The 24,823-nt window shown below is 69.3% G+C and carries 19 protein-coding genes and 1 pseudogene; 12 read left to right on the forward strand and 8 right to left on the reverse strand.

The genetic code is table 11. The annotated features are described in order from the left end of the window. The first annotated feature begins 24 nt into the window (after positions 1-24). Positions 25-1,248: an arginine deiminase gene (locus P2Q00_RS18605; RefSeq protein WP_275773698.1), complete on the forward strand. Its 1,224-nt coding sequence runs from the start codon at positions 25-27 to the stop codon at positions 1,246-1,248. A 61-nt stretch (positions 1,249-1,309) separates the two neighbouring features. Then, positions 1,310-2,317, forward strand: coding sequence for an ornithine carbamoyltransferase (gene argF, locus P2Q00_RS18610; protein WP_275773699.1), 1,008 nt, complete (start codon positions 1,310-1,312; stop codon positions 2,315-2,317). A gap of 12 nt (positions 2,318-2,329) precedes the next feature. Here the strand turns inward: argF and P2Q00_RS18615 are convergent, their stop codons facing one another. Continuing rightward, positions 2,330-2,788, reverse strand: coding sequence for an ATP-binding protein (locus tag P2Q00_RS18615; RefSeq protein WP_275773700.1), 459 nt, complete (start codon positions 2,786-2,788; stop codon positions 2,330-2,332). Positions 2,789-3,088: 300 nt separating this feature from the next. Here P2Q00_RS18615 and P2Q00_RS18620 point away from each other — a divergent pair, with 300 nt between their 5' ends. Next, positions 3,089-3,916 (forward strand): enoyl-CoA hydratase family protein, encoded by an 828-nt coding sequence (locus P2Q00_RS18620; protein ID WP_275773701.1) that lies wholly within the window; start codon positions 3,089-3,091, stop codon positions 3,914-3,916. Further along, on the forward strand, positions 3,901-6,264 hold the full coding sequence (locus P2Q00_RS18625) for a bifunctional salicylyl-CoA 5-hydroxylase/oxidoreductase (protein ID WP_275773702.1): 2,364 nt from the start codon (positions 3,901-3,903) through the stop codon (positions 6,262-6,264). The genes P2Q00_RS18620 and P2Q00_RS18625 overlap by 16 nt, the downstream gene beginning before the upstream one ends. Before the next feature lie 174 nt (positions 6,265-6,438). Here the strand turns inward: P2Q00_RS18625 and P2Q00_RS18630 are convergent. The 3 genes and pseudogenes from P2Q00_RS18630 to P2Q00_RS18640 all read right to left on the reverse strand — a co-directional run. Continuing rightward, positions 6,439-6,942 (reverse strand): annotated as a pseudogene (locus tag P2Q00_RS18630) (adenylyl-sulfate kinase); the annotation flags it as partial. Beyond that, complete coding sequence (locus P2Q00_RS18635) at positions 6,899-7,711, reverse strand: PaaX family transcriptional regulator (protein ID WP_275773703.1); 813 nt, start codon at positions 7,709-7,711, stop codon at positions 6,899-6,901. The pseudogene P2Q00_RS18630 and the gene P2Q00_RS18635, both read right to left, overlap by 44 nt. 15 nt (positions 7,712-7,726) lie before the next feature. Continuing rightward, positions 7,727-9,391 carry an AMP-binding protein gene (locus tag P2Q00_RS18640; protein WP_275773704.1) on the reverse strand — a complete coding sequence of 555 codons (1,665 nt, stop codon included), beginning with the start codon at positions 9,389-9,391 and terminating at the stop codon, positions 7,727-7,729. Positions 9,392-9,523: 132 nt separating this feature from the next. On the opposite strand from P2Q00_RS18640, the gene P2Q00_RS18645 reads away from it, so the two are divergent. Both P2Q00_RS18645 and P2Q00_RS18650 read left to right on the forward strand, forming a co-directional pair. Beyond that, a complete protein-coding gene (locus tag P2Q00_RS18645) occupies positions 9,524-10,663 on the forward strand; it encodes an acyl-CoA dehydrogenase family protein (RefSeq protein ID WP_275773705.1) in 1,140 nt (379 codons plus the stop codon). After that, complete coding sequence (locus tag P2Q00_RS18650; RefSeq protein WP_275773706.1) at positions 10,660-11,058, forward strand: RidA family protein; 399 nt, start codon at positions 10,660-10,662, stop codon at positions 11,056-11,058. Before P2Q00_RS18645 ends, P2Q00_RS18650 begins: the two co-directional genes overlap by 4 nt. Before the next feature lie 7 nt (positions 11,059-11,065). Here the strand turns inward: P2Q00_RS18650 and P2Q00_RS18655 are convergent, their stop codons facing one another. Beyond that, positions 11,066-11,260, reverse strand: a complete 195-nt coding sequence (locus P2Q00_RS18655) for a DUF5999 family protein (protein WP_275773707.1) — start codon at positions 11,258-11,260, stop codon at positions 11,066-11,068. Positions 11,261-11,498: 238 nt separating this feature from the next. On the opposite strand from P2Q00_RS18655, the gene P2Q00_RS18660 reads away from it, so the two are divergent. Both P2Q00_RS18660 and P2Q00_RS18665 read left to right on the forward strand, forming a co-directional pair. Continuing rightward, the gene (locus tag P2Q00_RS18660) at positions 11,499-11,981 is read left to right on the forward strand and encodes a DUF6299 family protein (RefSeq protein WP_275773708.1); all 483 of its coding nucleotides are present in this window, start codon (positions 11,499-11,501) and stop codon (positions 11,979-11,981) included. 119 nt (positions 11,982-12,100) lie between these two features. Beyond that, positions 12,101-12,946, forward strand: a complete 846-nt coding sequence (locus P2Q00_RS18665; RefSeq protein WP_275773709.1) for a PaaX family transcriptional regulator — start codon at positions 12,101-12,103, stop codon at positions 12,944-12,946. An 89-nt stretch (positions 12,947-13,035) separates the two neighbouring features. On the opposite strand, the gene P2Q00_RS18670 is transcribed toward P2Q00_RS18665, so the two are convergent. The 3 genes from P2Q00_RS18670 to boxC are packed head-to-tail and all read right to left on the reverse strand — an operon-like array spanning position 13,036 to position 17,618. Then, positions 13,036-14,553, reverse strand: a complete 1,518-nt coding sequence (locus P2Q00_RS18670) for a benzoate-CoA ligase family protein (protein WP_275773710.1) — start codon at positions 14,551-14,553, stop codon at positions 13,036-13,038. A 10-nt stretch (positions 14,554-14,563) separates the two neighbouring features. Continuing rightward, complete coding sequence (boxB, locus tag P2Q00_RS18675) at positions 14,564-15,985, reverse strand: benzoyl-CoA 2,3-epoxidase subunit BoxB (RefSeq protein WP_275773711.1); 1,422 nt, start codon at positions 15,983-15,985, stop codon at positions 14,564-14,566. A gap of 4 nt (positions 15,986-15,989) precedes the next feature. Next, positions 15,990-17,618 carry a 2,3-epoxybenzoyl-CoA dihydrolase gene (boxC, locus tag P2Q00_RS18680; RefSeq protein ID WP_275773712.1) on the reverse strand — a complete coding sequence of 543 codons (1,629 nt, stop codon included), beginning with the start codon at positions 17,616-17,618 and terminating at the stop codon, positions 15,990-15,992. A gap of 443 nt (positions 17,619-18,061) precedes the next feature. Here boxC and P2Q00_RS18685 point away from each other — a divergent pair, with 443 nt between their 5' ends. The 4 genes from P2Q00_RS18685 to P2Q00_RS18700 all read left to right on the forward strand — a co-directional run bounded on the left by P2Q00_RS18685 (position 18,062) and on the right by P2Q00_RS18700 (position 24,787). After that, entirely contained in the window at positions 18,062-22,117 is a 4,056-nt protein-coding gene (locus tag P2Q00_RS18685) for a DEAD/DEAH box helicase (RefSeq protein ID WP_275773713.1), read from the forward strand. Further along, positions 22,117-23,199 (forward strand): hypothetical protein, encoded by a 1,083-nt coding sequence (locus P2Q00_RS18690; protein ID WP_275773714.1) that lies wholly within the window; start codon positions 22,117-22,119, stop codon positions 23,197-23,199. Before P2Q00_RS18685 ends, P2Q00_RS18690 begins: the two co-directional genes overlap by 1 nt. Positions 23,200-23,332: 133 nt before the next feature. Beyond that, positions 23,333-23,551, forward strand: coding sequence for a hypothetical protein (locus P2Q00_RS18695; RefSeq protein ID WP_275773715.1), 219 nt, complete (start codon positions 23,333-23,335; stop codon positions 23,549-23,551). A 438-nt stretch (positions 23,552-23,989) separates the two neighbouring features. Continuing rightward, complete coding sequence (locus tag P2Q00_RS18700; protein ID WP_275773716.1) at positions 23,990-24,787, forward strand: hypothetical protein; 798 nt, start codon at positions 23,990-23,992, stop codon at positions 24,785-24,787. Positions 24,788-24,823: the final 36 nt, after the last annotated feature.

Genomic DNA, 24,823 nt, shown 5'->3' on the forward strand with positions numbered 1-24,823 from the left:
CCCCTCGATGGTCAGGATGGAGACATGGCAATGCATGTCGACTCCGAGGCCGGGCGGCTGCGCCGCGTCATACTCCACCGGCCGGATCTCGAGCTCAAAAGGCTCACCCCCAGCAACAAGGACGCCCTCCTCTTCGACGACGTGCTCTGGGTGCGCCGGGCGCGCGCCGAGCACGACGGTTTCGCGGACGTCCTGCGCGACCGCGGGGTCGCCGTCCACCTCTTCGGCGACCTGCTCACCGAGGCCCTGGAGATCCCGGCGGCCAGAACGCTCGTCCTGGACCGGGTCTTCGACGAGAAGGAGTACGGCGTCCTCGCCACCGACCACCTCAGAGCCGCCTTCGAGACCCTTCCCGCGCCGGAGCTGGCCGAGGCGCTGGTCGGCGGCATGACCAAACGCGAGTTCCTGGACGCGCACGCGGAGCCGACCTCCGTCCGCTTCCATGTCATGGACCTCGACGACTTCCTCCTCGCGCCCCTGCCCAACCACCTCTTCACCCGGGACACCTCCGCGTGGATCTATGACGGCGTCGCCGTCAACGCCATGCGCTGGCCGGCCCGCCAGCGCGAGACGGTCCACTTCGAGGCGATCTACCGCCACCACCCCCTCTTCCGTGACGAATCGTTCCGTGTCTGGTCCGAGGGGCAGGCCGACTACCCGTCCACCATCGAGGGCGGGGACGTCCTGGTCATCGGAAACGGCGCCGTCCTGATCGGCATGAGCGAGCGGACCACCCCGCAGGCGGTGGAGATGCTGGCGCACAAGCTGTTCGAGGCGGGCTCCGCGCAGACGATCGTGGCCCTCGACATGCCGAAGCGGCGCGCCTTCATGCACCTCGACACCGTGATGACGATGGTCGACGGCGACACCTTCACCCAGTACGCGGGCCTCGGCATGCTCCGCTCGTACACCATCGAACCGGGCGCCGGAGACAAGGAACTCAAGGTCACCGACCACCCGCCGGAGCACATGCACCGCGCGATCGCCGCCGCCCTGGGCCTGAGCGAGATCCGCGTCCTGACCGCCACCCAGGACGTGCATGCCGCCGAGCGTGAGCAGTGGGACGACGGCTGCAACGTCCTCGCCGTCGAGCCGGGCGTCGTCGTCGCCTATGAGCGCAACGCCACCACCAACACGCATCTGCGCAAGCAGGGCATCGAGGTCATCGAGATCCCGGGCAGTGAACTGGGCCGGGGCAGGGGCGGGCCGCGCTGTATGAGCTGTCCGGTCGAACGGGATGCCGTATAGAAATGCAAAACGTCGTATAGACTTCCAGCGGTATTTGTCCCCGCATTCCTGGAGCGCCCCCATGGCGACAGTCCCGACCGCCCTCGCCGGCCGCCACTTCCTCAAGGAGCTCGACTTCACAGCGGAGGAATTCCTCGGCCTGGTCGAGCTTGCGGCGGACCTCAAGGCCGCGAAGAAGGCCGGGACCGAGACGCAGTACCTGCGGGGCCGGAACATCGCGCTGATCTTCGAGAAGACCTCGACGCGCACGCGCTGCGCGTTCGAGGTCGCCGCCGCCGACCAGGGCGCCTCGACGACATACCTGGACCCTGCGGGCTCGCAGATCGGGCACAAGGAGTCCGTGAAGGACACCGCGCGCGTGCTTGGGCGGATGTTCGACGCGATCGAGTACCGCGGGCACGGGCAGGGTGTCGTCGAGGAGCTGGCCGCGTACGCCGGGGTCCCCGTCTACAACGGACTCACCGACGAGTGGCATCCCACCCAGATGCTGGCCGACGTGCTCACCATGACCGAGCACAGCGACAAGCCGCTCAACGAGATGGTCTTCGCGTACCTCGGCGACGCCCGCTACAACATGGGCAACTCCTACCTGGTCACGGGCGCCCTGCTCGGCATGGACGTCCGTATCGTCGCGCCCCGGGTGCTCTGGCCGGACGAGACGATCGTCGAGCTGGCCCAGCGGCTCGCCGCGGCCTCCGGCGGCAAGGTCACGCTCACCGAGGACGTGAAGGAGGGGGTGCGCGGCGCCGACTTCGTCGCCACCGACGTCTGGGTGTCGATGGGTGAGCCCAAGGAGGTCTGGGACGAGCGCATAGCGCTGCTCGGCCCGTACGCCGTGACCATGGACGTGCTGCGCGCCACCGGCAACACGGACGTGAAGTTCCTGCACTGTCTGCCGGCCTTCCACGACCTCGGCACGGCCGTGGGCCGCGAGGTCCACGAGCGGCACGACCTGACCGAGCTGGAGGTAACGGACGAGGTGTTCGAGTCCGAGCACTCCGTGGTCTTCGACGAGGCCGAGAACCGTATGCACACGATCAAGGCCGTCCTGGTCGCGACACTCGCCTGACCGGCGCGTCCGTCAGGCGGAACGCCGCTGCTGGGGCACCACCGGCAAGCGGAACCACACGGCCTTGCCCGACGTGGTCGGCCGGTGCCCGCAGGACGAGCTGAGTGCGCGGATCAGCAGCAGCCCGCGCCCGTGCTCCTGCCAGGGGTCGGGCGCCTGAGTGCCCGGCCAGGTGAGATCGAACGGCGGCGCCGGGTCCGGGTCGTGCACCTCGACCTGGCAGCCGCCCGGCAGCAGCTGCACCACGAGCTCTATCGGGCAGTCGCCGACGGCGGTGTGCTCCACGGCGTTCGCCACCAGCTCCGCAGTGAGCAGTTCCGCGGTGTCGCAGTCGGCCCCGTGCGCCAGCTCGGCCAGCGCCGTGCGCACGAGTGCGCGGGCCACGGGCACGGCCGCGGCGGAGTGCGGCAGTGCGATGCGCCAGGAGGCGGCGGACGCGGAGGGGCGTTCGTACAAGGCGGGTCCGTTCATGAGCAGGCTGTCCTGCTTTCAACCTTATGAATGGTACGGCGCCGTCCGGCAGGGTCTTCCGACGGGCACCGCAGGGGACCTTCGGCCCCGTTGACGGGCGGCTTACCCGTAACAACGGCTTGCCTCGCGGCGCTGCTCCCACCGTTGCCGCCCTGTCGATGAGCCGTGACGAAAGTGACCGGACCAGGTCACACCCAAACAGCCTTATCGCGCACTCGTGACGACAGTCACGGATGAGTGATAGCTTCGAGGGGTAGAGCTCAGTGAGGCAGCGCCCGCCCCCCGAGGAGGCCGCACGTCATGAGTCCCTTCACCGGCTCCGCCGCCCGCACCTCCGACTGGCGGCACCTGCGCGTCCAGCACGCCGACGGCGTCGCCACGGTCACCCTCGCCCGCCCCGAGAAACTCAACGCCCTCACCTTCGGCGCCTACGCCGACCTGCGCGACCTGCTCGCCGAACTGTCCCGCGAGCGGTCCGTACGGGCCCTGGTCCTGGCCGGCGAGGGCCGCGGCTTCTGCTCGGGCGGCGACGTCGACGAGATCATCGGCGCGACCCTTTCCATGGACACCGCCCAGCTCCTCGACTTCAACCGCATGACCGGCCAGACCGTGCGGGCGATCCGGGAGTGCCCGTTCCCGGTGATCGCAGCGGTGCACGGAGTGGCGGCGGGCGCGGGCGCGGTCCTCGCCCTGGCAGCTGACTTCCGCATCGCCGACCCCACCGCCCGCTTCGCCTTCCTCTTCACCCGCGTCGGCCTCTCCGGAGGCGACATGGGCGCGGCATATCTCCTCCCGAGGGTCGTAGGCCTGGGCCACGCAACCCGCCTGCTGATGCTGGGCGAACCGGTCCGCGCCCCCGAGGCGGAACGAATCGGCTTGATCAGCGAGCTGACTGATGAGGGCCGGGCGGACGAGGCGGCATCGGCGCTTGCGCGCCGCCTGGCCGACGGCCCGGCCCTGGCGTACGCCCAGACAAAGGCGCTGCTGACTGCGGAGCTGGACATGCCGCTCGCCGCCTCCGTCGAGCTGGACGCCTCAACTCAGGCCCTCCTCATGAACGGCGAGGACTACGCAGAGTTCCACGCGTCGTTCAAGGAAAAACGCCCCCCAAAATGGAGGGGACGGTAACCATGCCCACCCCAGGGGCGCGGGGAACTGCGCGACCAGCCACAACGAACCCGCACCCGCCAACGAAGACCAACCGCCCCCTACAAGTGGCGATCATCGGCGGCGGCCCCGGAGGCCTGTACGCCGCCGCCCTACTCAAACGCCTCGCCCCCGACCGGCAGGTCACCCTCTGGGAACGCAACGCCCCCGACGACACCTTCGGCTTCGGAGTAGTCCTCTCCGACGAAACCCTCGGCGGCATCGAACATGCCGACCCGGTGGTCTACGAGGCCCTCCAGAAGGACTTCGTCCGCTGGGACGACATCGACATCGTCCACCGCAACACCCGCCAAACCTCCGGAGGACACGGTTTCGCCGCACTCGGCAGAAAACGCCTCCTGGAGATCCTCCACGACCGCTGCCACGCCCTCGGCGTAGAGCTCCGCTTCAGCTCCGAGGCCCCGTACCCCGACTGGCTGGCTCGGACGAACGACCTCGTCATCGCCGCCGACGGAGTCAACAGCACCACCCGCGAGGCCTACGCCCATGTGTTCCGCCCCCATGTGGCCACCCACCACTGCCGCTATATCTGGCTGGCCGCCGACTTCGCCTTCGACGCCTTCCGCTTCGAGATCGCCGAGACCGAACACGGCGTGATGCAGCTGCACGGCTACCCATACGCCCCCGACGCCTCCACGGTGATCGTCGAGATGCGCGAAGAGGTATGGCGCGCGGCCGGTTTCGAGGACCTGGACGAGACCGAATCCGTCGAACGCTGCGCGAAGATCTTTGCCGACGCGCTGGGCGGCAGGCCGCTCAGGTCCAACAAGTCGGCGTGGACGACGTTCCGTACGGTCGTCAACGAGCGCTGGTCCCACGGCAATGTGGTACTGCTCGGCGACGCCGCCCACACCGCTCACTTCTCCATCGGCTCCGGCACCAAGCTCGCCGTCGAGGACGCCCTCGCGCTGGCCGCCTGCCTGGAGGAACAGCCGTCCCTGGACGAGGCGTTGACGGCCTACGAGGAGGAGCGCAAACCCGTCGTCGCCTCCACCCAGCGCGCCGCCCGCGCCAGCCTGGAGTGGTTCGAGAACCTGGGGCTCCATCTCGACCAGCCGCCCCGCCAGTTCGCCTTCAACCTGCTCACCCGCAGCCGCCGCGTCACCCACGACAACCTCCGGCTGCGCGACGCGCGCTTCACCAGTGCCGTGGAGCGCGAGTTCGGCTGTCCGCCCGGTACGCCGCCCATGTTCACCCCGTTCCGGCTGCGCGGCCTGACCCTGCGCAACCGGGTCGTCGTCTCACCCATGGACATGTACTCGGCGGCCGACGGCATCCCCGGCGACTTCCACCTCGTCCACCTCGGCGCACGCGCCCTCGGCGGCGCCGGACTCGTCATGACCGAGATGGTGTGCGTCAGCGAGGAGGGCAGGATCACCCCCGGCTGCACCGGCCTCTACACCGGCCGGCAGGCCGAGTCCTGGAAACGGATCACCGACTTCGTGCATGCCCAGTCGCCCGGCACCGCGATCGGCGTGCAGCTCGGCCACTCCGGCCGGAAGGGATCGACCAGGCTGATGTGGGAGGGCATGGACGAACCGCTGCCCGACGGCAACTGGCCCCTCGCGGCCGCCTCCCCGCTGCCGTACAAGCCGGACAGCCAGACCCCGCGCGAGCTCACCCGGGCCCAACTCACCGATATCCGCGAGCAGTTCACGTCCGCAGCCTGGCGGGCCGCCCGAGCCGGCTTCGACCTGCTCGAACTCCACTGCGCCCACGGCTATCTGCTCTCCGGCTTCCTCTCCCCGCTGACCAACCGCCGCACCGACGCCTACGGCGGCTCGCCGGCGAAACGACTCCGCTTCCCGCTGGAGGTGTTCGACGCCGTACGCGGGGTGTGGCCGGAGGAGAAGCCGATGACCGTCCGCATCTCGGCCACGGACTGGGCCGACGGCGGTACGACGGCCGAGGACGCCGTCGAGATCGCCCGCGCCTTCGCCGCCCACGGTGTCGACGCCGTCGACGTGTCGACCGGGCAGGTCGTGGCCGACGAACACCCGGAGTTCGGACGCTCGTACCAGACACCGTACGCGGACCGCATCCGCCACACCGTCGGCGTCCCCGTGATCGCGGTCGGCGCGATCTCCTCCTGGGACGACGTCAACTCCCTGATCCTGGCCGGACGTACGGACCTGTGCGCCCTCGCCCGCCCGCACCTCTACGACCCCCACTGGACCCTGCACGCGGCGGTCGAACAGGACTACGACGGCCCGGGCGTCGTCTGGCCCGCCCCCTACCGCGCGGGCAGCCGCCGCCCGCAGACAGGACGCACGGACGCCCCCAAGCCCCGGCTCACGCTGGGGAGTTAGTCGTCGGTTCCGCCCGGGCGGGCCTGCGCGTGCTCGCCCGTCCCCGCGCATCCTCGCCTCCGCGTCAGGATGCGCGGACGCCCCAAAACCCGGCTCACGCTGGGGAGTTGGCCTGTGCCATGCCTGCCGTGAGCGTCGGAGAGCGTGAAGTCGGTTGCCGTCGCGCTCACACCAGCCCCGGTCCGCCGGCACCGCGTACACCGCGTCCGCCGACTCCTGGGGCGTCTGAAGCTGCGTCGGCAGGACGAGGTCCGGGTCGGCCGGCGGCTCGTACGGGTCGTCGACACCCGTCAGGCCCCGCAGCCGCCCCGCGGCCTGCCGGGCGTACAACCCTTTCACGTCCCGCTCGCTGCACACCTCCACCGGAGTCGCCACATGCACAACGGAGAGGACGCCGTTGCGCGCAAGGACCTCGGAGACGAGGCCGATGCGCTGCACATTGGTGTTGCGGTCCGCCCGGGAGAAGCCGAGCCCCGCGGAGAGGAAGCGGCGGATCTCGTCGCCGTCGAGGACCTCCACGCGATGTCCCTCGGCCTTCAGGCGCTCTCCGAGCAGGCGGGCGACGGTGGTCTTGCCCGCGCTCGGCAGTCCGGTGAGCCAGACCGTGGCTCCCTGAGCCCTAGCCGTGGTGAGGTCACACGCCGGCGAACTCGGCCCCCGCGTCCCTGAGCCGCGCATGCAGGTCCCGGAAGACCCTTGCCGAGCGGACGCCAGGCCAGTCCTCGGGCAGGAGGCGGGCGGGCAGGCCGGGGTCGGTGTACGGGAGATGGCGCCAGGAGTCGAGGGCGAGGAGGTAGTCGCGGTAGGCCTCCTCGGGCGGGGTGTCCGCCCGCTGTTCCCATTCGTGCAGCACGGGCGCGTGCCGGTCGAGGAACGCCTCGTGCTCCTTGGCGATCGCGGCCAGGTCCCACCAGCGGGCGACCGCCTCCTCGGTCGCGGCGAACCCGAGGTGCTCGCCGCGGAACAGGTCGACGTACGGGTCGAGGTGGAGCCGCCGCAGGGTGTGCCGGGTCTCCTCGTACAGCCGGGCGGGGGCGATCCACACCCCGGGCGTCGCCGTGCCGAAGCCGAGCCCGGCCAGCCGGGAGCGCAGCACATGCCGCTTCTGCCGCTCCGACTCCGGCACGGAGAACACGGCGAGCACCCAGCCCTCCTCCTCGGGCGGCGCCGTGGCGTAGATGCGCCGGTCGCCGTCGTCGAGCAACTGGCGGGCGTCCGGGGAGAGTTCGTATCCAGCCGCGCCCTGCGCCGTACGGGCCGGCAGCAGCAGGCCGCGGCGTTTGAGGCGGGAGACCGAGGAGCGTACGGAGGGCGCGTCCACGCCGACCGCGGCCAGCAGCCGGATCAGTTCGGCGACGGGCACGGGGCCCGGCGCGAAGCGTCCGTACGCGCCGTAGAGCGTGACGATGAGAGACCGTGGTGCATGCTGGTCGGACACGTTGATCATCTTAGGTCTTCGGCATCAGTGCTGGTCACCTTCGGTGTCACGTTCGATGGCCCCTTCGACGACATCTGCGACGACATCTGCGACGACACTTTCGGCGGCAGGTTCGGTGCGCAGTCTGAAGCGCTGCAGCTTGCCGGTCGCCGTGCGGGGCAGGGCGTCCAGGAAGACGATCTCCCGCGGGCACTTGTAGGGCGCCAGCTCGGACTTGACGAAGGCGCGCAGGGAGTCGGCGTCCCGCTCGGCACCCTCCTTGAGGACGGCGTACGCCACGACGACCTGCCCGCGCGCCTCGTCGGGCCGCCCCACGACGGCCGCCTCCACCACGTCCGGGTGGCGCAGCAGCGCATCCTCGACCTCCGGTCCGGCGATGTTGTACCCGGCCGAGATGATCATGTCGTCGGCGCGGGCCACATAGCGGAAATAGCCGTCCCTCTCGCGGGTGTACGTGTCACCGGTGACGTTCCAGCCGTCGCGCACATAGACGCGCTGGCGTGGATCGGTGAGGTAGCGGCAGCCGACGGGCCCGCGCACGGCGAGCAGCCCCGGCTGCCCGTCGGGTACGGGCTGTCCGTTCTCGTCCTGCACGCGTGCGTGCCAGCCGGGTACGGGCAGGCCCGTCGTCCCGGGTCTGATGTGCTCGTCGGCCGCGGAGATGAAGATGTGCAGCAGCTCGGTGGCGCCGATGCCGTTGATGATGCGCACCCCGGTCCGCTCGTACCAGGCTCGCCAGGTGGCGGCGGGCAGGTTCTCGCCGGCCGAGACGCAGCGGCGCAGCGACGAGGTGTCGTGGGTGTCGAGCTCGTCGAGCATCGCGCGGTAGGCCGTCGGCGCGGTGAACAGTACGGAGACCCGGTGCTCGGCGACCGCCGCCAACAGCTGCCCCGGATGGGCCTGTTCGAGCAGGAGCGCGCTGGCACCGACGCGCATCGGGAAGACGACCAGCCCGCCGAGCCCGAAGGTGAAGCCGAGCGGGGGGCTGCCCGCGAAGACATCGTCCTCATGCGGTTGCAGCACATGCTTGGCGAAGGTGTCGGCTATGGCGAGCACATCCCGGTGGAAGTGCATGCACCCTTTGGGGCGGCCGGTCGTACCCGACGTGAACGCGATCAGCGCGACGTCGTCGGCCGCGGTGTCGACGGTCGGGTACGGGGTGTCGGGCACCGTGCGGTGCAGGAGGTCGTCGGGGGCGTCGCCGCCGTATGTCGTGATCTGCAGCCCCGGTATCTCGGCCTTGGCGAGGTCGTCGACGGCGCGTATGTCGCAGAGGGCGTACCGGATCAGTGCCATGTCACATATGACTTCCAGCTCGTGCGGCCGCTGCTGGGCCAGCACCGTGACCGCGACCCCACCCGCCTTCAGCACCGCCAGCCAGCAGGCTGCGAGCCAGGGCGTGGTCGGGCCGCGCAGCAGGACCCGGTTGCCGGGGACCACCCCGAGGTCGCCCGTCAGGACGTGGGCGATGCGGTCGACGCGGGCACGGAGGTCGCCGTAGGTCCAGGAAGGACCGCCGGGGGTGTGGAACACCGGGCGGCCGGGGTCGGCGTGGTCCAGCAGCTCGGCGGCGCAGTTCAGCCGATCGGGGTAATGGAGCTCCGGCAGGTCGAACCGGAGTTCTGGCCATTCTTCGGGCGGCGGGAGGTGATCGCGCGCAAAGGTGTCGACGTGGGCCGAGACGTTCATGGCGGTGCGCCCCCTTGCCGTGGTGCCGTTCGGGCGTCGTGGTGGGCTCGCGTCTTGAGCGTATCGTGTTGGTGACGACAGTCAACGGTGCGCGATATCGTCGGGAGAGGCACGGCAAAGAGGGGACCGGCGATGCCCGCATTCTCGCTCGAACCGGAACAGATCGCCTGGTGTGGCGAGCTGCGCACCCTGGCCGCGGAACGGCTGCGCCCGCTCGCCGAGAAGGGTGAGGCCGGGCACGTCAACCGCCCGCTCGTCACGGAACTGGGTCGACTCGGCCTCCTGGAGCGCCTGTTCACCTCGGGCGCCCTCGATCTCTGCCTGATGCGGGAGTCCCTCGCGTACGCCTGCACGGAGGCGGAGACGGCGCTTGCGCTGCAGGGCCTGGGTGCCCACCCGGTCCATGCGTACGGCACGCCGCCCCAGCGGGAGCGCTGGCTGCCCGGGGTGAGCGAGGGCAGCGCGGTCGCCGCGTTCGCGCTGAGCGAGCCGGGGGCGGGGTCGGATGCGGCGGCGCTCTCCCTGACCGCACACCCGGACGGCCCGGGCCGCTGGCGGCTCACCGGTGAGAAGTGCTGGATCTCCAATGCGCCCGAGGCCGACTTCTACACCGTCTTCGCGCGCACCACCCCCGGCGCCGGCGCCCGTGGCGTGACCGCCTTCCTGGTGCCCGCCGACCGGCCGGGCCTCACCGGCAGGGCCCTCGACATGCTCTCGCCGCACCCCATCGGCGCCCTCGACCTCGCTGCCGTACCGGTCACGGCGGACGATGTGCTCGGTGAGGTCGACCGTGGGTTCCGGGTCGCCATGGGAACGCTCAATCTGTTCCGCCCCAGCGTCGGCGCGTTCGCGGTCGGCATGGCCCAGGCGGCGCTGGACGCGACCCTCGCGCACACGGCCGAACGGGACGCGTTCGGCGGCAAGTTGAAGGATCTGCAGTCCGTCGCCCACCAGGTCGCGGAGATGGCGCTGCGCACCGAGGCGGCCCGCCTCATGGTGTACGCGGCGGCGACGGCGTACGACGCAGGCGCCCCCGGTGTCCCGGGGCGCGCGGCGATGGCGAAGCTGCTCGCCACCGAGACCGCACAGTACGTCGTCGACCAGGCCGTCCAGCTGCACGGCGCCCGCGCCCTGCGCCGCGGCCACCTCCTCGAACACCTCTACCGCGAGGTGCGCGCCCCACGCATCTACGAGGGGGCGAGCGAGGTCCAACGCGGCATCATCGCCAAGGAGTTGTACGCGGACGTGGAGACCTTGGAGGCACCCCGGTGAGCACCGAACGCGTCAATCCGCCGGATCTCTCCCCGGCGACCGGCTTCTCCCACGCCGTCGTCGCCACCGGCAGCCGTGTCGTCTTCCTGGCCGGGCAGACCGCCCTCGACGGCGACGGGAAGGTCACGGGCGACACCCTGCCCGAGCAGTTCGGGCGGGCCCTCACCAATCTGCTCACCGCCCTGCGCGCGGCCGGCGGCACCCCTGCCGACCTCGCCCGCGTCACGGTCTACGCCACCGACGTCGCCGCCTACCGCAGCCACGCCCCCGAACTGGGCCGTCTGTGGCGGGAGTTGGCGGGCCGTGACTACCCGGCGATGGCGGTAGTCGAGGTCGTACGCCTGTGGGACGAGAAGGCGATGATCGAGCTCGACGGGTTCGCAGTACTGCCCTGATCGGGGCTCAGGCGGCGACGGCCAGCTGCTCCGCCGGCACCCGGTGCGGCGCGACGGCGCGGCCGTCGGGCGTCAGCTCACCGCTGTCGTCGAACACGATCGCGCCGTCGCACAGGAGGGTCCAGCCCTGCTCGGGGTGGGCGGCGACGACGTGCACGGCGTGGCCGTCGAAGGAAGGGCACGAAGACTGGTGGGAACACATGGCGCACCTCCACGTCGGTCGGGACCATCCGTCCGGCCCCTTGGGTTGACCCCATGGGTAGACCATGCTCCCGTCGCGAACTCACCGGAACGGCCGGACGTGAAGCGTGACAACACGCGGACAACAGCAGGACGGTTCCGCGACCGTCGGTGCGGACTCGCCACCGAGTGGGTGACGATCACGGCCCGGGACGCGCCCGCCGGGTACCAGTGGAAGCCCCATCCACAGGAGGTTTCCGATGCCCAAGCGACCCGCCCTGGCCCTCGCGGCCAGTGCAGTGCTGCTCCTGCTCACCGCGCCCGCCGTACCGGCGACCGCGGCCCCGTACAAGACCCCGGCCGCCTATCTGGACGAGACGGTGACCGTCGACCCGACAGGTCATATCGCCGCAGACGGCACCGTCACCCTCACCGGCACCTACCGCTGCACCGGCGCCACGGGCGTGGCCTTCGTCAGCTCCTCCGTGAGCACCAACCCGAACTCCCCGAACTCCGCGGCCCACGGCACCGTCACCACCCTGATCCAGGGCATCGGCGGCACCGTCGCCGAGTGCGACGGAGCGACGCACCGCTGGGAGAACACGAGCAGGCCGTCGCCGGCCATCGGCCCCGGCAAGGTCAGCGTCGAGGTCACGGTCGCGGAACTCCGCTTCCAGGGCATCCTGCCCCTGCCCAGCATCCACGCCGACGAGCGGCACCAGGTCACCCTGGTCAAGGGCTGACCGCCGCCCGATCGCGCCGCCGGCCGTCAACACTCTACTGATATGTCGCGCAGCGACAAGATATTGTGTAGACAGAGCGGCCGGCGGTCAGGGACCGGCGACGAGGGAAGCGACGAGGCATGGCGAAGGACGCGTCCGCACGGCCGGTGGTCAGCCGGCGCCGCGAGGTCGGTGACACCAGCGCGCGGTCGCTGCTGATGACCGTGCTCGGCGAGTACGTCCTGCCCCGCGGCCGCCCGGTGTGGACGTCCGCGCTGGTCGAGGCCCTGGCGCTGTTCGGCGTCGAGGAGAAGTCGGCCCGCCAGGCCCTCGCCCGGACCGCCGCCGAGGGCTGGCTCGCCTCGGAGCGGGTGGGCCGCCGGGTGCGCTGGGCGCTCACCCCGCCGGGGCGGCGGCTGCTGACCGAGGGCGCGCAGCGCATCTACGACTTCGGCAGCGGGGAGCGGGTCTGGGACGGCAGCTGGCTGGTGGTCCTCGTCTCCGTACCGGAGTCCAAGCGGGACCTGCGGCACCGGGTGCGCACCCGGCTCAGCTGGGCCGGCTTCGGCTCCCCGGAACCCGGCGTATGGATCACACCCCGTGCCGACCGGGAGGCGGAGGCGCTCGGCGTCCTGAAGGAACTCGGACTGGCCGACGGCGCGATGTCCTTCACCGCCAGGTACGGCGCCGTGGGCAGCGAGGCCGCCATGGTGGCGCGCGCCTGGGACCTCAGCGAGGTGGAGGAGCGGTACGAGGCGTTCATCGACGAGTTCACCGGCCTGCACCCGGCCGGCGGTGACGCCGTCCTGCATGCTCAGACCAGGCTGGTGCACGAGTGGCGCCGCTTCCCCTTCCTCGACCCGCGGCTCCCGCCGAAGCTGCTGCCCGCGGGCTGGAGCGGCGCCGGGGCGACGGAGCTGTTCCATGGCAAGCATGCCGAGTGGACTACGGCGGCGCAGCGGCGCTGGGAGTCGCTCGAGGGCTGAGAGCTCCGCGGGATGTCGTCGATCGTCTGCGGCGCCGTCGTGGCTGGTCGCGCAGTTCCCCGCGCCCCTGAAGGGCGCTGCAGACCCCCTTAGTCGCTGTCGCGCACCATGCCGCGCAGCACGTTCCGCCGGATCTTCCCCGTCGGCGTACGAGGCAGCTCGGGCAACGCGATGACCGCGCGCGGCCTCTTGAAGGCGGCCAGTCCTTCCCGGCACCAGGCGACCAGCGCCTCCGCGTCGACCTCGCGCCCGGCTCTCGGCACCACGCACGCGACCGGTTTGTCCAGGCCGTCCGCGTCCCGCGCCCCGACCACGGCGGCCTCCGCCACGTCCGGATGGGCCAGCAGCCGCTCCTCGACCTCGGCGGGCGAGACCCAGATACCGCCCGCCTTGAGCAGGTCGCCCGTGCGGCCCATGCAGGTGTACGTGCCGTCGCTGTTGCGGACGTAGGTGTCGCCCGTGCGCACCCAGTCGCCGAGGAAGACCTGACGGGTGGTCTCGGCCCGGCACCAGTAACCCGTGGCTGCGGACGCCCCGCGCACATACAGCTCGCCCGGCACGCCCGCACCCTCCACCGTGCGGCCCTCGACGTCGCGCAGTTCCACGGCGTACCCCGGAACAGGCTCGCCGGAGGAACCGGGGTGGACCCGTCCCTGCCGGTTGGAGATGAAGATGTGCAGCATCTCGGTCGACCCGATCCCGTCGAGGACCTCCACGCCGAACCGCTCCAGCATCCCCCGGTGGATCCGCGCGGGCAGTGCCTCCCCGGCCGAGACGCCCACGCGTACGGTCGCGAAGGCGTCGTCGGGTACGTCCGGGCTGGCGAGCAGCGCCCCGAGGAAGCCGGGCACGCCGAACAGGACGGTGGCCCGGTCGCCCGCGGCCCGTTTGGCGAACAGTGCGGGGGACGGCCGGGCGGGCTCCAGCAGGGCCGTCCCGCCGACCGCCAGCGGGAAGAACATCGAGTTGCCGAGCCCGTATGCGAAGAACAGTTTGGCCACGGACAGACAGCGGTCCTCGGGCCCGATGCCCAGCACCTGCCGCCCGTAGTTCTCCGCCACCAGCTGGATGTCGGCGTGCCGGTGCATCGCCGCCTTGGGCGTGCCCGTGGTGCCGGACGTGTACAGCCACAGGGCGGGGGAGTCCGGCCAGGTGGCATACGGCTCGTCGTCCGCGTCGGCGGCCTGAAGCTGCTCCCAGTCGCCGCCCAGGAGGACGCGCTCGACCTCCGGGGCCTCCTGCAGAGCCGCCCGTACGGCCGCGGCGAACTCCGCCGATCCCAGCACCACCCGGCTACGGCAGTCCGCCACCAGCCTGCCCAGTTCCGGCCCGGTGAGCATGGTCGAGGCGGGTACGGCCACCGCGCCGATGCGGAAGGCGGCGAGGATGCCGGTGAACAGCTCGATGTCGTCCGCCATGCAGAACAGGACGCGTTCTTCTGGCCGTACCCCGAGGGCCCGCAGCCCGGCGGCCACCCGGCGGACCTCGCCGGACAACTCCTCGTAGGTCAGGCTCCGGGTGGGCGTGACGACGGCCGTGCGTCCGCCGTCGCCTGCCCTCACATGCCGGTCGACCAGCCAGTCCGCCGCGTTGAACAGCTCGGGCATCAAGGCCGCCTCACACCAGTCGGACGTACTCGTAGTCGAACGGTTTGCCGTCGATCCCGTTCACCGGCGGCGCCACCCAGCTCGCGATCTTCCCGCGCTCGTACACCGGCTGCATCAACGACCGTACGAACGCCAGGTCTTCGGTGGTCGGCAGCCAGCGGTGGCGGCTCGCCTCCCAGGTCTCCTCGTCGACGATCGTGCCGTCGGGGGTGACATGGTGTCCGGCGGCGAGGCCGACATGGCGGTTGAAGCCGGGGTGCGGCAGCCGCAGCCGGAGGTCGATGCCGTGCTCGTCCAGGATGCGGTTCCAGCGGTTGACGCCGGTCCTGCAGTCGGCGATGTACTCGTCGCGCAGGTCGAGATTGAGGGCGAGCAGGGCGGGAACCTCCTCGCCGGTCCAAGTGCCGTCCTCGGCAGGCTTGTTGAGCACTACGCCGTCCTCGGTGAGCCGATGGTCGTCGCCCCGTCGCTCCTCCTGCCAGCGGCCCTTGAGCCCGGCGGTGTAGTAGTTCGCCGCGTTGGTGGAGGTCTCGCTGCCGAACAGGTCCAGGGACACCGTGTAGTGGAAGTTGATGTACTTCTGGACGATGTCGAGCGGGATGCCACCGCAGGCGGCGATGTCCAACGTGTCGTGCTCGCGGACGAGTTGGGCACTGCGGGTGACCACCCGGTCGACACCCGTCGTACCGACCATCATGTGGTGCGCCTCCTCCTTCAGCATGAAGGTGCAGGTCCGCGACAGCGGGTCGAAGGCGCTCTCCTTCAGCGAGCCGAGCTGGTACTTGCCGTCCCGGTCGGTGAAGTAAGTGAACATGTAGAAGGCGAGCCAGTCGGCGGTCTCCTCGTTGAACGCGCCCAGGATGCGCGGCGAGTCGGGGCTGCCGGAGTTGCGGTGCAGCAGCGCCTCGGCCTCCTCGCGGCCCTCCCGGCCGAAGTAGGCGTGGAGCAGGTACACCATCGCCCACAGATGCCGCCCCTCCTCGACGTTGACCTGGAAGAGGTTGCGCAGGTCGTACAGGCTGGGTGCGGTCAGCCCGAGCAGCCGCTGCTGTTCCACCGACGCGGGCTCGGTGTCGCCCTGGACGACGATCAGCCGTTGCAGATCGGCGCGGTACTCGCCGGGTATCTGCTGCCAGACCGGCTCGCCCTTGTGCTCGCCGAAGGCCACCCGCCGGTCGGGGGTGGGCTCGGACAGAAAGATGCCCCACCGGTAGTCGGGCACGTTGACATGGCCGAAGTGCGCCCAGCCGTCCCGGCCGACCGAGACGGCAGTCCGCAGATAGACGCCGTGGTTCTCCAGCGCGGGGCCCATCTCGCCCCACCAGCCGAGGAACCCCGGCTGCCAGCCCTCCAGGGCGCGCTGCAGCCGGCGGTCGTCGGCGAGGCCGACATTGTTGGGGATCTTGGAGTCGTAGTCGATGTCCGTGGGCATCGGGTCACACTCGCTTCCGGTCGTAGACCGCCCGCTGCCCGGTGCCGTAGCGGCGCAACGCACCTTCCGGTCCAGAGGCGTTGGGCCTTACGAAGATCCAGTTCTGCCAGGCGCTGAGCCGACCGAAGATCTTGGTCTCCATGGTCTCCGGCCCGACGAACCGGTGGTTGGCCTCCATCCCGGTCAGCGCGTCCGGGCTCAGCGCCGCCCGCTGCTCCAGGACGAGCCGGACCTCGTCCTCCCAGTCGATGTCGTCGGGCGCGTCGGTGACGAGGCCGAGCTCGCGCGCCCGGGCGGGGGACAGGGGGCGCCCGGCCTCGCGGTGCAGCCGGTCGAGGTGGTCGTCGTGGCCGTAGAAGCGGGACTGGAGCCGGGACAGTCCGTTGCCCATGGGGAAGACGCCGAAGTTGGCCTCGGAGAGGGTGAGTCGGGCCCGTTCCTCGCTGTCCGGGTCCTCGATCGGCGGCCCGTCCAGCATGTACTGCAGATCGCAGGCCAGGGCCAGTTCCAGCAGCAGCCCGGTGAAGCAGCTGCCCGGTTCGACCAGCGCGACGAGGCTGCGGCTGGTGACGTCGAGGCGTTTGAGGGTGCGCTTGTAGTAGTGCAGGATCTCGTTCGCCAGCCAGTCGTCCTTGGCGCTCAACAGCCGCTGCTCATGGGCGAGTACGAGCGCGGGGTCGCCCTCGGTGCGCAGCACCCAGGTGCCGGGCTCGGGCTCGTTCGTCCGCAACCGGAGGATCAGGTCGTCGAGTTCGCGGGTGAGGGTGAGCAGCCAGCCGTCCCCGTCGGCGTCGTCGGGCCCTCGTGCGGTGATGTGGACGAGCCCGGCCGGGCGGTCGAACTCGGCGCGGACATAGCGGTAGAAGAGCCCCTGCTCGTTGATCTCCCGTTCCAGCGGGGTCAGTTGGATGCCCCGGATGTCCGCCGCACGGGGACTGCGGGCCGCCGCCTCCCTCGCCCGCTGCTCGACGACCGCGCGAAACTCCCGCCGCGGCACCACCTCGTCCACCAGCCGCCAGTCCACCGCCGTCCTGCCGCGTACGCCGTCGGGGCGGGTGGCGAAGACGTCGGCCAGGTCCTTGCGCACCCGCCGCTTGTCCGTCAGCCGGGTCAGCCCGCCGGTGCCGGGCAGCACGCCCAGCAGTGGCACCTCGGGCAGTGCGACCGAGGAGGAGTTGTCGTCGATCAGCAGGATCTCGTCGCAGGCGAGCGCGAGCTCGTAACCACCGCCCGCGCAGGAGCCGTTGACCGCCGCGACGAACGTGAGCCCCGAGTGCTCGGAGGCGTCCTCCATGCCGTTGCGGGTCTCGTTGGTGAACTTGCAGAAGTTCACCTTCCACTCGTGCGGGGAGGCCGCGAGCATCCGGATGTTCGCCCCGGCGCAGAAGACCTTCTCCTTGGCGCTGGTCACCACCACGGCCCGCACCTGCGGGTGCTCGAACCGCAGCCGCTGCACGGCGTCGTACAGCTCGATGTCCACACCGAGGTCGTAGGAGTTGAGCTTCAGCTCGTACCCCGGGACCAGTCCGCCCTGCTCGTCGACGTCCAGCTCCAGCCAGGCGACCGGGCCGTCGGTCCGCAGTTTCCAGTGCCGGTACGTGTCCGGGCTCCGGTCGAAGGACACCTCCACCATGACGACGCCTCCTCGGGTCGGCAGGGGTACCGATTCAGCGATCCTCTACAGAGTTACGGCACTACGTCAAGGTTCTGTAGAACAAAGAGGCGGAGGTGTCGAGGTGCACCCGGGTGCGAGCGAGGTTCGTACCGGTGTGCGAACCCTGGGGTAAAAGCATTGATCACGGAACAGCTGTGCCGCATATGGCTATCGCGAAGTTCGGGCATGAATAAGGCAGTTGCTGTGCAACACTGGCGCTGAGGGGAGTGCGGCAGTCGCTGTGTGAGATGTGGCGGATTGCTGAGTGATCGGGGGGCCCGGTGGGGGACGAAACGTGGTACCTGGACGCCGACTGGACGTCGATTCCCTTGGGGCGGGGCGAAGGCTCCGCCAAATCGGCGAGAGAACGGTACGGAGACGACGCGGAATGGGTGCGTCGGTGGAGCTGCTATGCGCAGCTGATGAGCGAGGCGGCCGTACATGCGGACGAGGACGTGTACGAGATCCTCGGTGACCTTCATCTGCGGATCTACCAAGACTTGATCGCACCAGATCTGCTTGAGCCGTCCCCCGGGGAGCGGGGCAGGTTCTTGCTCGATTCGGTGATCCGACCAGTCCTCACCAACCTGTACGACGAGAAGGACGCATCACTGTCCCTGGAGGGATCGCCCCAGGTCCAGGTCAAGTCGCGTGAGGCGATCTACGCCTGGTACTGGGCGATAAACGCCCGACGGTCATGGAAAGAAGCGGCCCGCAAATGGCAGGCGGCCATTCCCGGGGGACAAACCTGGCGTCAGCCCGAGCGGACGATCAAGGAGCGCATGTGGGCGGAAGGACTGTTCGACCCTGGGGCCTTCCCACCACTTGCGGCCCCGGGACTCCGCCTCATCACGGAGCGACTGGATGACCTGTTGCGGCCATTCGCCCGTGACCGGGTGTCGGAGGGGACCAGTCTGCTGTCGCGGTTGCTTCCGATGGCGATTGCCGAGAAGGTGGGTAACGCCTCCAGGGACCTTGCGGCGAAACGTGCCCAGTACTCACCGGACGTGCTGGTGAACCTCGGTATCGACGAGCACGGCCAGACCGACCTGATGGCCAAGGCGCTTCCTCGACTGCTCGAATGCATCGCGAAGCAGCGGTCAATGCTCCTGCTCGGCCCCACATCGAGCGGCAAGAGCCGAATCGGGCGGATCGCCGTGTGCCACGCGATCACCCGCGCACGTCGGCGCCATGGCCGTGCGATTGTGCTCATTCCGACCAAGGCCCTGGTCAGCCAGGCTGTCGACGAATGGAAGGAATTCCTCGGGGGAACAGAGTTCGAGCAATGGCGCATCGTGCCGGGCTCTCGGGACTATCCGCAGAACGACGAGGCCATCGTCCGGGGCGAATTCGATGTGGCCGTGATCATCCCGGAGAAGCTCGCGGGTTTGATGGCCGGCGGCATGACGTTGAACGGCTGCGATCTGATCGTCGTCGACGAGTTGCAGAACCTGTCGGATCCAGACCGCGGGCCCCGGCTGGAAATGCTCCTGACTGCTATTCGTGCGTCCTACCAGGTGCCCATCCTGGGCTTGTCGGCGACGCTGACCCCCGCAGCGGCGGAAGACGTGCGGGCCTGGTTGGAGATCAGCGCGGACGACGTCGTACGAGTGCAGAGACGACCGGTCCCCCTCAACATCATCGTCCGCGACGATCGCCAGGTCTGCGAGCGACGCGCTGAGAACGGTCAACTCGAGAGGAGTTCCGAGGACTTGGGGGCCGTGCTGCGGCAGTGGAGGAAGGACCCGCTGCTCAAGGTCCAGCTCGATCGCGCTCGGGTTTACGACCGGGCACTCGCCGTGGCAGTGAAGCTGTTGAAGGATGACAGACGCGGCGTCCGCAGCGTGTTGTGCTTCGTCGGTTCCCGGCAGCATGCCCAGGAACTTGCCGAGGTGGCGCAGGTGCTGCTCAGCCGCGACTCGGACATGGGACAGGTGGATCCGGCGGCCAGCCCTTTCGCGGGTCGGTTCGGGACTCTGAACGAGCAGGACGTGCGTGAACGTCACCGGGCCTTCTTCAGGTTCCCTCAGACCACCGTGCGGGACTCGGTCGAGAAGTCGGTGCGTACGGGGGTCGGCTACCACTCGGCCCGGCTCGAACAAGGCCTGCGCAGCGTGGTCGAGCGAGCGTTTCGGGACGGCCTGATACGCCTGCTGTTCGCCACCGACACGCTGAAACTCGGCATCAACCTGCCGGCCGACGCGGTGGTGGTGGGCTCGCTGACCACGCCTACCGGCGGGCGCACCAGCCAGGTACTCAACCGTGACACGGTTGCCCAGCGCCTCGGCCGCGCAGGCCGTCTCGGCCTCGGCACCGGACCCAGTCCTCGTGGTTACGGCTATCTGGTGATCCCGCAGGCCCGCCTGGCGAAGTCCGCGGTCGACTTCCAGGACACGGACCTGCTCGGTCTGGCGAGTCATGTGACCGCCTTGTACGAAGGCGAGCCCAAGGTCGACCGGGCGTTGCGTGCGCTGTCGGACGTGAACGCCGTATACCGCCACTATGTCGACTACACCTCCGAGGGCGCGACGATCGCCTCACAGGTGGACGACCGTTGGTTTGCAGCCGAACTGCTCCACTGGGCCGTGCAGCACAGGAGTCCGTTCGCCGAGGAAGCCCTTGGCACGCGGCTGGACGCGCTGTACCGGGCGTCGCTGGGCGCCGTCAACGGGGCAGCACCGCCGGACCAGGGCACCGTCGTGGGCATGCTGCGGGACAACCGGCTGATCGGCCGCACCAGCGGCTCGGCCGATGACACGGATTCCCCTCACTGGGTGGTCACCGGCCTCGGCCGGGCGGTCAGTACCTCCGGGTTGCCTTTCGCCGATGCCCGTGTAGTGGAACAGCTCGTGGCGGAGGCGGCTCTCGGAGCCGGCGACCTGACCCTGCTGTGGATCGCCGCGCGGTCACAGCATGTCAGGGACACCATGAGCTGGCTCTCCGTCGTTCCGGCCGCAGGAGACGAAGAGCGTGAGAGAGAGCAGCGTGTGCGCGTACTGCGGTTGGCAGCCGTCCTGGGCGCTTCGGACCTGGATGAACGCAGGAAAAAGGCGAGCTACCTTGCCAACGACGAGTTCGTGCGACACCTCGGGGAGGACGATCTGATTGGCCGAGGGGTGGTCGCCGACGAGCTGAGGCACCTGTTGACAGGGCCCGCCGAAAACCCCGGGTTGGAAGCTGTCACCGCTCTGTTGCGCGCGTGTGTGATGGTGCTCTGGAAGATCGGTTGTCCGCTCAGCCAGATCGCAGCGGCTGTTGAGAAGAACACCCGTGTCACCACCGCACGGCCCATGGGCCCCCGAGAAGTGGCAGTGCACGCCACCGACGTGCGGAACCTGGGAGAGAACGCCAGCTATCTCTTCGACGCTGCCCGCGAGTTGTCGGGAGTGCGACCTCAGGGGACTGTGTTCCGCCGGTTCGAGGCACTGGGCGAGTCGGTGGAGCTCGGCGTGCCGAGCATCCTCGGGCCACTGGCGAGGCTCTCCTTGCCGACCACACACCGCGAGCGCATCGTGCGGCTTGTCCCGTTTCTGCCCGCCGCCATCGGCAAGGGGATCGATCATCTCGGCGATGTCGTCGACCGCTTTCTGAGCCGACCCCGCACGAAGGCACAGAACACCAGCGAGGCACGGTACTTTCACGAGTTCTTCCTCAGCGAGAATGAACGGGCTCAGATCAGGCGCGAGCTGGACGTCCAGGAGCAGAGCCGTAAGCGAGGTGTGCGACTGCCGCCCGGGTTCGGCAGGTTCCGAGTTCCCGGCTACAGCGACCACCGTTTCTCGGACGTGCTCGATCGCCTCTGCCCCGACAACGCCGACACCGCGCTTCAGGATGTTGCAGCCCTGCTGTCCGCCTTCGGGCTGGATACCGAGTTGGATCAGCTGTCCGGCATGCTCACGGTGTCCACGCCGCTGGATTCCCGGTTGCGCCGCAGGATCGCCGTGCATATGGAGGACTTCGGTGTGCAGCAGCTGCTGGCAGCGAGAGGAAACACTGACATCGTCGTGGCCTGCGGGGGAGTCACCTCGGGCGTGAGGTTGGCATTTCCGGAGTCCAACCACAACCCGGTGGTGGTCCAACCGGCCATCCTCCTGGAGACGTTGGGCCGCATCATGCAGCTCGCTCAGGCAGAGGGCTTGATCCACGATCCGGCGGCCTCGCCCATGGAGGCCGCGAAGTCCATTGAGGACCTCCTCAGACAGCGGGCTGAAGGATTCGAGACCGAGAGCGAGGACTGGGAAGACAACGAGGCGGTGACGGATGACCTGGACGAAGCCGGCGACTGGATCTTGCCGTCGGGCACGCCGACGGGTCCGGACGAAGGTGTGCGCACGGTCGGGCACCGGTTGCTTAGGCTGCTGACGGCCGCTCCCCCCATGCTGGGGCGCAGCGAACTCAACCGGTTGGTCGCCGGATTCCAAGTGGCACCGCCACCGGCGGACGAGAGCGCCGAGTCCGTGGTCCGGGGAGCAGACTGATGGGGCGATTCGACCTGGGAGTCTTCGTCGACGCCCATCACCTCTTCGACGTCGGTCCGCACGAACAGAGTGCCTCCGTGGTGCTGTCGCTGATCGAGGCCGCAGCCGAGGAGCAGTGCATGTCGTACGGCGTGGCCAATCGGCTCGTCGTGGCTGATTGCTCCGATGGCCAGGCGAGAGACATTGCCGAGGACTTCGGTACACATGGATTCGTCATCCGACATGTGCCGCGCGACGCACCCCTCACGAGGGCCAGTGTGTTGACGGCTGAGATCGTCCAGGCCACGGTAGGCCGAGAGGAGCTGCGGACGGTCGCCGTCGTCGCCGACCCGGAGGTGCCGCTGTCCGTCGCCGACGCCCTGCATCGGGCCGGCCGGGCGCTGATCGCGTGCATGGCGGGACACACACGGGGCATCCCGGCTGTTGACCGCGTCATCAACCTCGCTCTGGACCGGGACAAGCTCCGCCCCCTCATCCACGCGGCGGCCAGCAGCCTGATCCAGTCCGGTCGGGAGGAGGTACAGGTGCACGAGTTCGCAGGCGTCCTGCGGAGTCTGCAACCCGGATTCGAGGCGAATGCTTACGGCATGCAGTTGAAGAAGCTGGTGCAGCAGTTGTCGGGGCCGGAGTTCCACGTCCTCGAACCCGACCGTATTGTGCTGAGAGCGCGGGCTGCCCCCGGCGCATCCCGGCAGAAGGCTCAGATCGGTATGGGGGCTTCGAGCCTCAACGGTGAAGGTTCCGGATCGTCGCTGACGAGAACCATGAGAGAAGCCGCGCAGGTACTCCCCACGATCTCTCCCATCAACGAGGACTCTGTGGTGCAGGCGCTGCGTTCGGTGCTGGGTGTCGCGGCAGACCGGCACCAGCTGCGTGACGCCGCCATTGAGCAGGGGCTTAGCATTCAAGTGGTGTGCGCGGGCCTGGGCGTCGTTGCCAACGGATACGCAAAGCTCGGCCACAAGACGCTGGAGCTCTGCCATCAGGCGGTCGCCGGCACGGCGTGGCGGGTGGAGCGCAACGAGTCACAACCCGAGCAGATCCGCCTATGGCTGACTGCCGACCCCACCGCGCCTGCATAGCACCGTACGTGCAGCACCCGCCATTCCCCGGTGAGTTCCCCGAGCCGACTCAGGGAGCTCGTCGTCTTCCCCGTTTCCCGCACCCATGCTGGACGCCAGTCCGGAAGGTATCCGGCAGAAACGGAGAATCGACATGAGCAGGAACAAGCGTCGGCGCATGCGTCAGGCGGACGCCTCCGCGTCGGTCACGGATCACACCATCGGTGATGCGCTGACCGGCGGCAGCGACCCACAGGCACGGCACGGGACGGCTGATACCGGGCGACCACCTCGGTGGGGCACTTTGCCGACGTGGCTGCAGGTGCTGGATGCGCTCGTACGCGTCATCGATGTGGTGTTGCGCCTGTTGTGACTACTTCCGGGGGCGGTTGTCGACGCCGCCCCCGGGCAGCGAAAGGAGCTGAGAACGCTGACGCTTCACTCTTTCCCAACTGATGATCTTCCTCCAGGATGGCCGGTTGATCTGGTCGTAGCGGAACTGACCAGGCTGATCGATGCGGCGGTTTGTGACACCGCGCGGGCGGAAGCCTCGGATCTGTGGGCACGAGAGGTCACGCATTTCCTGTACGAGGTCTTCGGAGAAACGGCGCTCCAGGACTGGACCGTCACTCGGGCGGTCGGCGCCTGCAACTACCGGGGGCTCTCTCCGGACCCACAGGTGGAGTGGTTGCGGGACCTGCGTGAAGCCGTGGTCACCATCCCGGAGCGACGGTCTCGCCCGGCCTACTGGACGCAGCGAAGCTCCACGGGCGGTTCGCGTGCGCTGGGGTTGAGGGAGACCGCAGCTGCGGTGGCGGACACCGTTGAGGATCTCGCACAGTCGGGCTATCTGGTGTGGGCGTTCGGCCAGGACTGTGTGGACCGTTTCGTGGAGGGCGAGTTGGGGGCGGACCCGGCGAGCCGGGTGCACGAGGTGCTGGGGCGCTCGGGACTCTGGCCGATCAGGACCTGTCACGCGTCCTACTCGGTGGACGACCTTGCGGACATGATCGAATTTCTGGCGGACCACGTACGCCGTCCGACTCGGTCGGACCTGCATGACTATGCGGATTGCGGTCGTCATTTCAGCGGGTTCGACCCGGAGCGTGGAGCGCAGGTCTACAGGGTGAGGATCAACGCCGTGCTGAGGAGAAGCGACCTGAGACTGGAGCTTGCGGAGAACGGCCGGATCCAGGCGATCGTTCCGCCCGGTCTCCGGGATCTTGTCGACGTATCCCTGACCACGGCCTCGGTCCACACGGCGGACGCGGAAGAACTCGCCCATGCCGTCGAGCTGTTCCGCGCCCGTGATACCACGGCTCTTGACCGGAGGCATGCCGTCATCGCTCTCGCCGGCATTCTGGAACGGCGTCGAGGCTTGGTGTCGGAGCGGCTGCTCACCAAAGACGCCGGGTCGCTCTTCCAGATAGCCAATAACTACGGCATCCGGCACCAGAAGGCCGACCAGCTGACCCAGTACGACCCGGACCTCTATTTGGAGTGGGTTTTCTTTCTCTTCCTTAGTGTCATCCATCTGACCAACCGCATCGCCACCGAGCAGGCGAAAGTGGACTTGGACACCCGTGCCGCAACGGACCCTTCCCCATGAGGACACGTCTGCACCGCGGGGCGGTGCAGACGTGCC

It is taken from the genome of Streptomyces coacervatus, assembly GCF_029223485.1.
In the GTDB taxonomy this organism is placed as follows: domain Bacteria; phylum Actinomycetota; class Actinomycetes; order Streptomycetales; family Streptomycetaceae; genus Streptomyces; species Streptomyces coacervatus.

Coding starts and splice junctions, on each gene's coding strand:
- boxC (WP_275773712.1), bottom strand. CDS start 17,618: ATGGTGGAGGTGTCCTTCGACCGGAGCCCGGACACGTACCGGCACTGG.
- P2Q00_RS18625 (WP_275773702.1), top strand. CDS start 3,901: ATGGAGGGGACGGTAACCATGCCCACCCCAGGGGCGCGGGGAACTGCG.
- P2Q00_RS18685 (WP_275773713.1), top strand. CDS start 18,062: ATGAGCGAGGCGGCCGTACATGCGGACGAGGACGTGTACGAGATCCTC.
- P2Q00_RS18640 (WP_275773704.1), bottom strand. CDS start 9,391: ATGAACGTCTCGGCCCACGTCGACACCTTTGCGCGCGATCACCTCCCG.
- P2Q00_RS18695 (WP_275773715.1), top strand. CDS start 23,333: ATGAGCAGGAACAAGCGTCGGCGCATGCGTCAGGCGGACGCCTCCGCG.
- P2Q00_RS18660 (WP_275773708.1), top strand. CDS start 11,499: ATGCCCAAGCGACCCGCCCTGGCCCTCGCGGCCAGTGCAGTGCTGCTC.
- P2Q00_RS18690 (WP_275773714.1), top strand. CDS start 22,117: ATGGGGCGATTCGACCTGGGAGTCTTCGTCGACGCCCATCACCTCTTC.
- P2Q00_RS18635 (WP_275773703.1), bottom strand. CDS start 7,711: ATGATCAACGTGTCCGACCAGCATGCACCACGGTCTCTCATCGTCACG.
- boxB (WP_275773711.1), bottom strand. CDS start 15,985: ATGCCCACGGACATCGACTACGACTCCAAGATCCCCAACAATGTCGGC.
- P2Q00_RS18620 (WP_275773701.1), top strand. CDS start 3,089: ATGAGTCCCTTCACCGGCTCCGCCGCCCGCACCTCCGACTGGCGGCAC.
- P2Q00_RS18670 (WP_275773710.1), bottom strand. CDS start 14,553: ATGCCCGAGCTGTTCAACGCGGCGGACTGGCTGGTCGACCGGCATGTG.
- P2Q00_RS18615 (WP_275773700.1), bottom strand. CDS start 2,788: ATGAACGGACCCGCCTTGTACGAACGCCCCTCCGCGTCCGCCGCCTCC.
- P2Q00_RS18605 (WP_275773698.1), top strand. CDS start 25: ATGGCAATGCATGTCGACTCCGAGGCCGGGCGGCTGCGCCGCGTCATA.
- P2Q00_RS18655 (WP_275773707.1), bottom strand. CDS start 11,260: ATGTGTTCCCACCAGTCTTCGTGCCCTTCCTTCGACGGCCACGCCGTG.
- argF (WP_275773699.1), top strand. CDS start 1,310: ATGGCGACAGTCCCGACCGCCCTCGCCGGCCGCCACTTCCTCAAGGAG.
- P2Q00_RS18665 (WP_275773709.1), top strand. CDS start 12,101: ATGGCGAAGGACGCGTCCGCACGGCCGGTGGTCAGCCGGCGCCGCGAG.
- P2Q00_RS18645 (WP_275773705.1), top strand. CDS start 9,524: ATGCCCGCATTCTCGCTCGAACCGGAACAGATCGCCTGGTGTGGCGAG.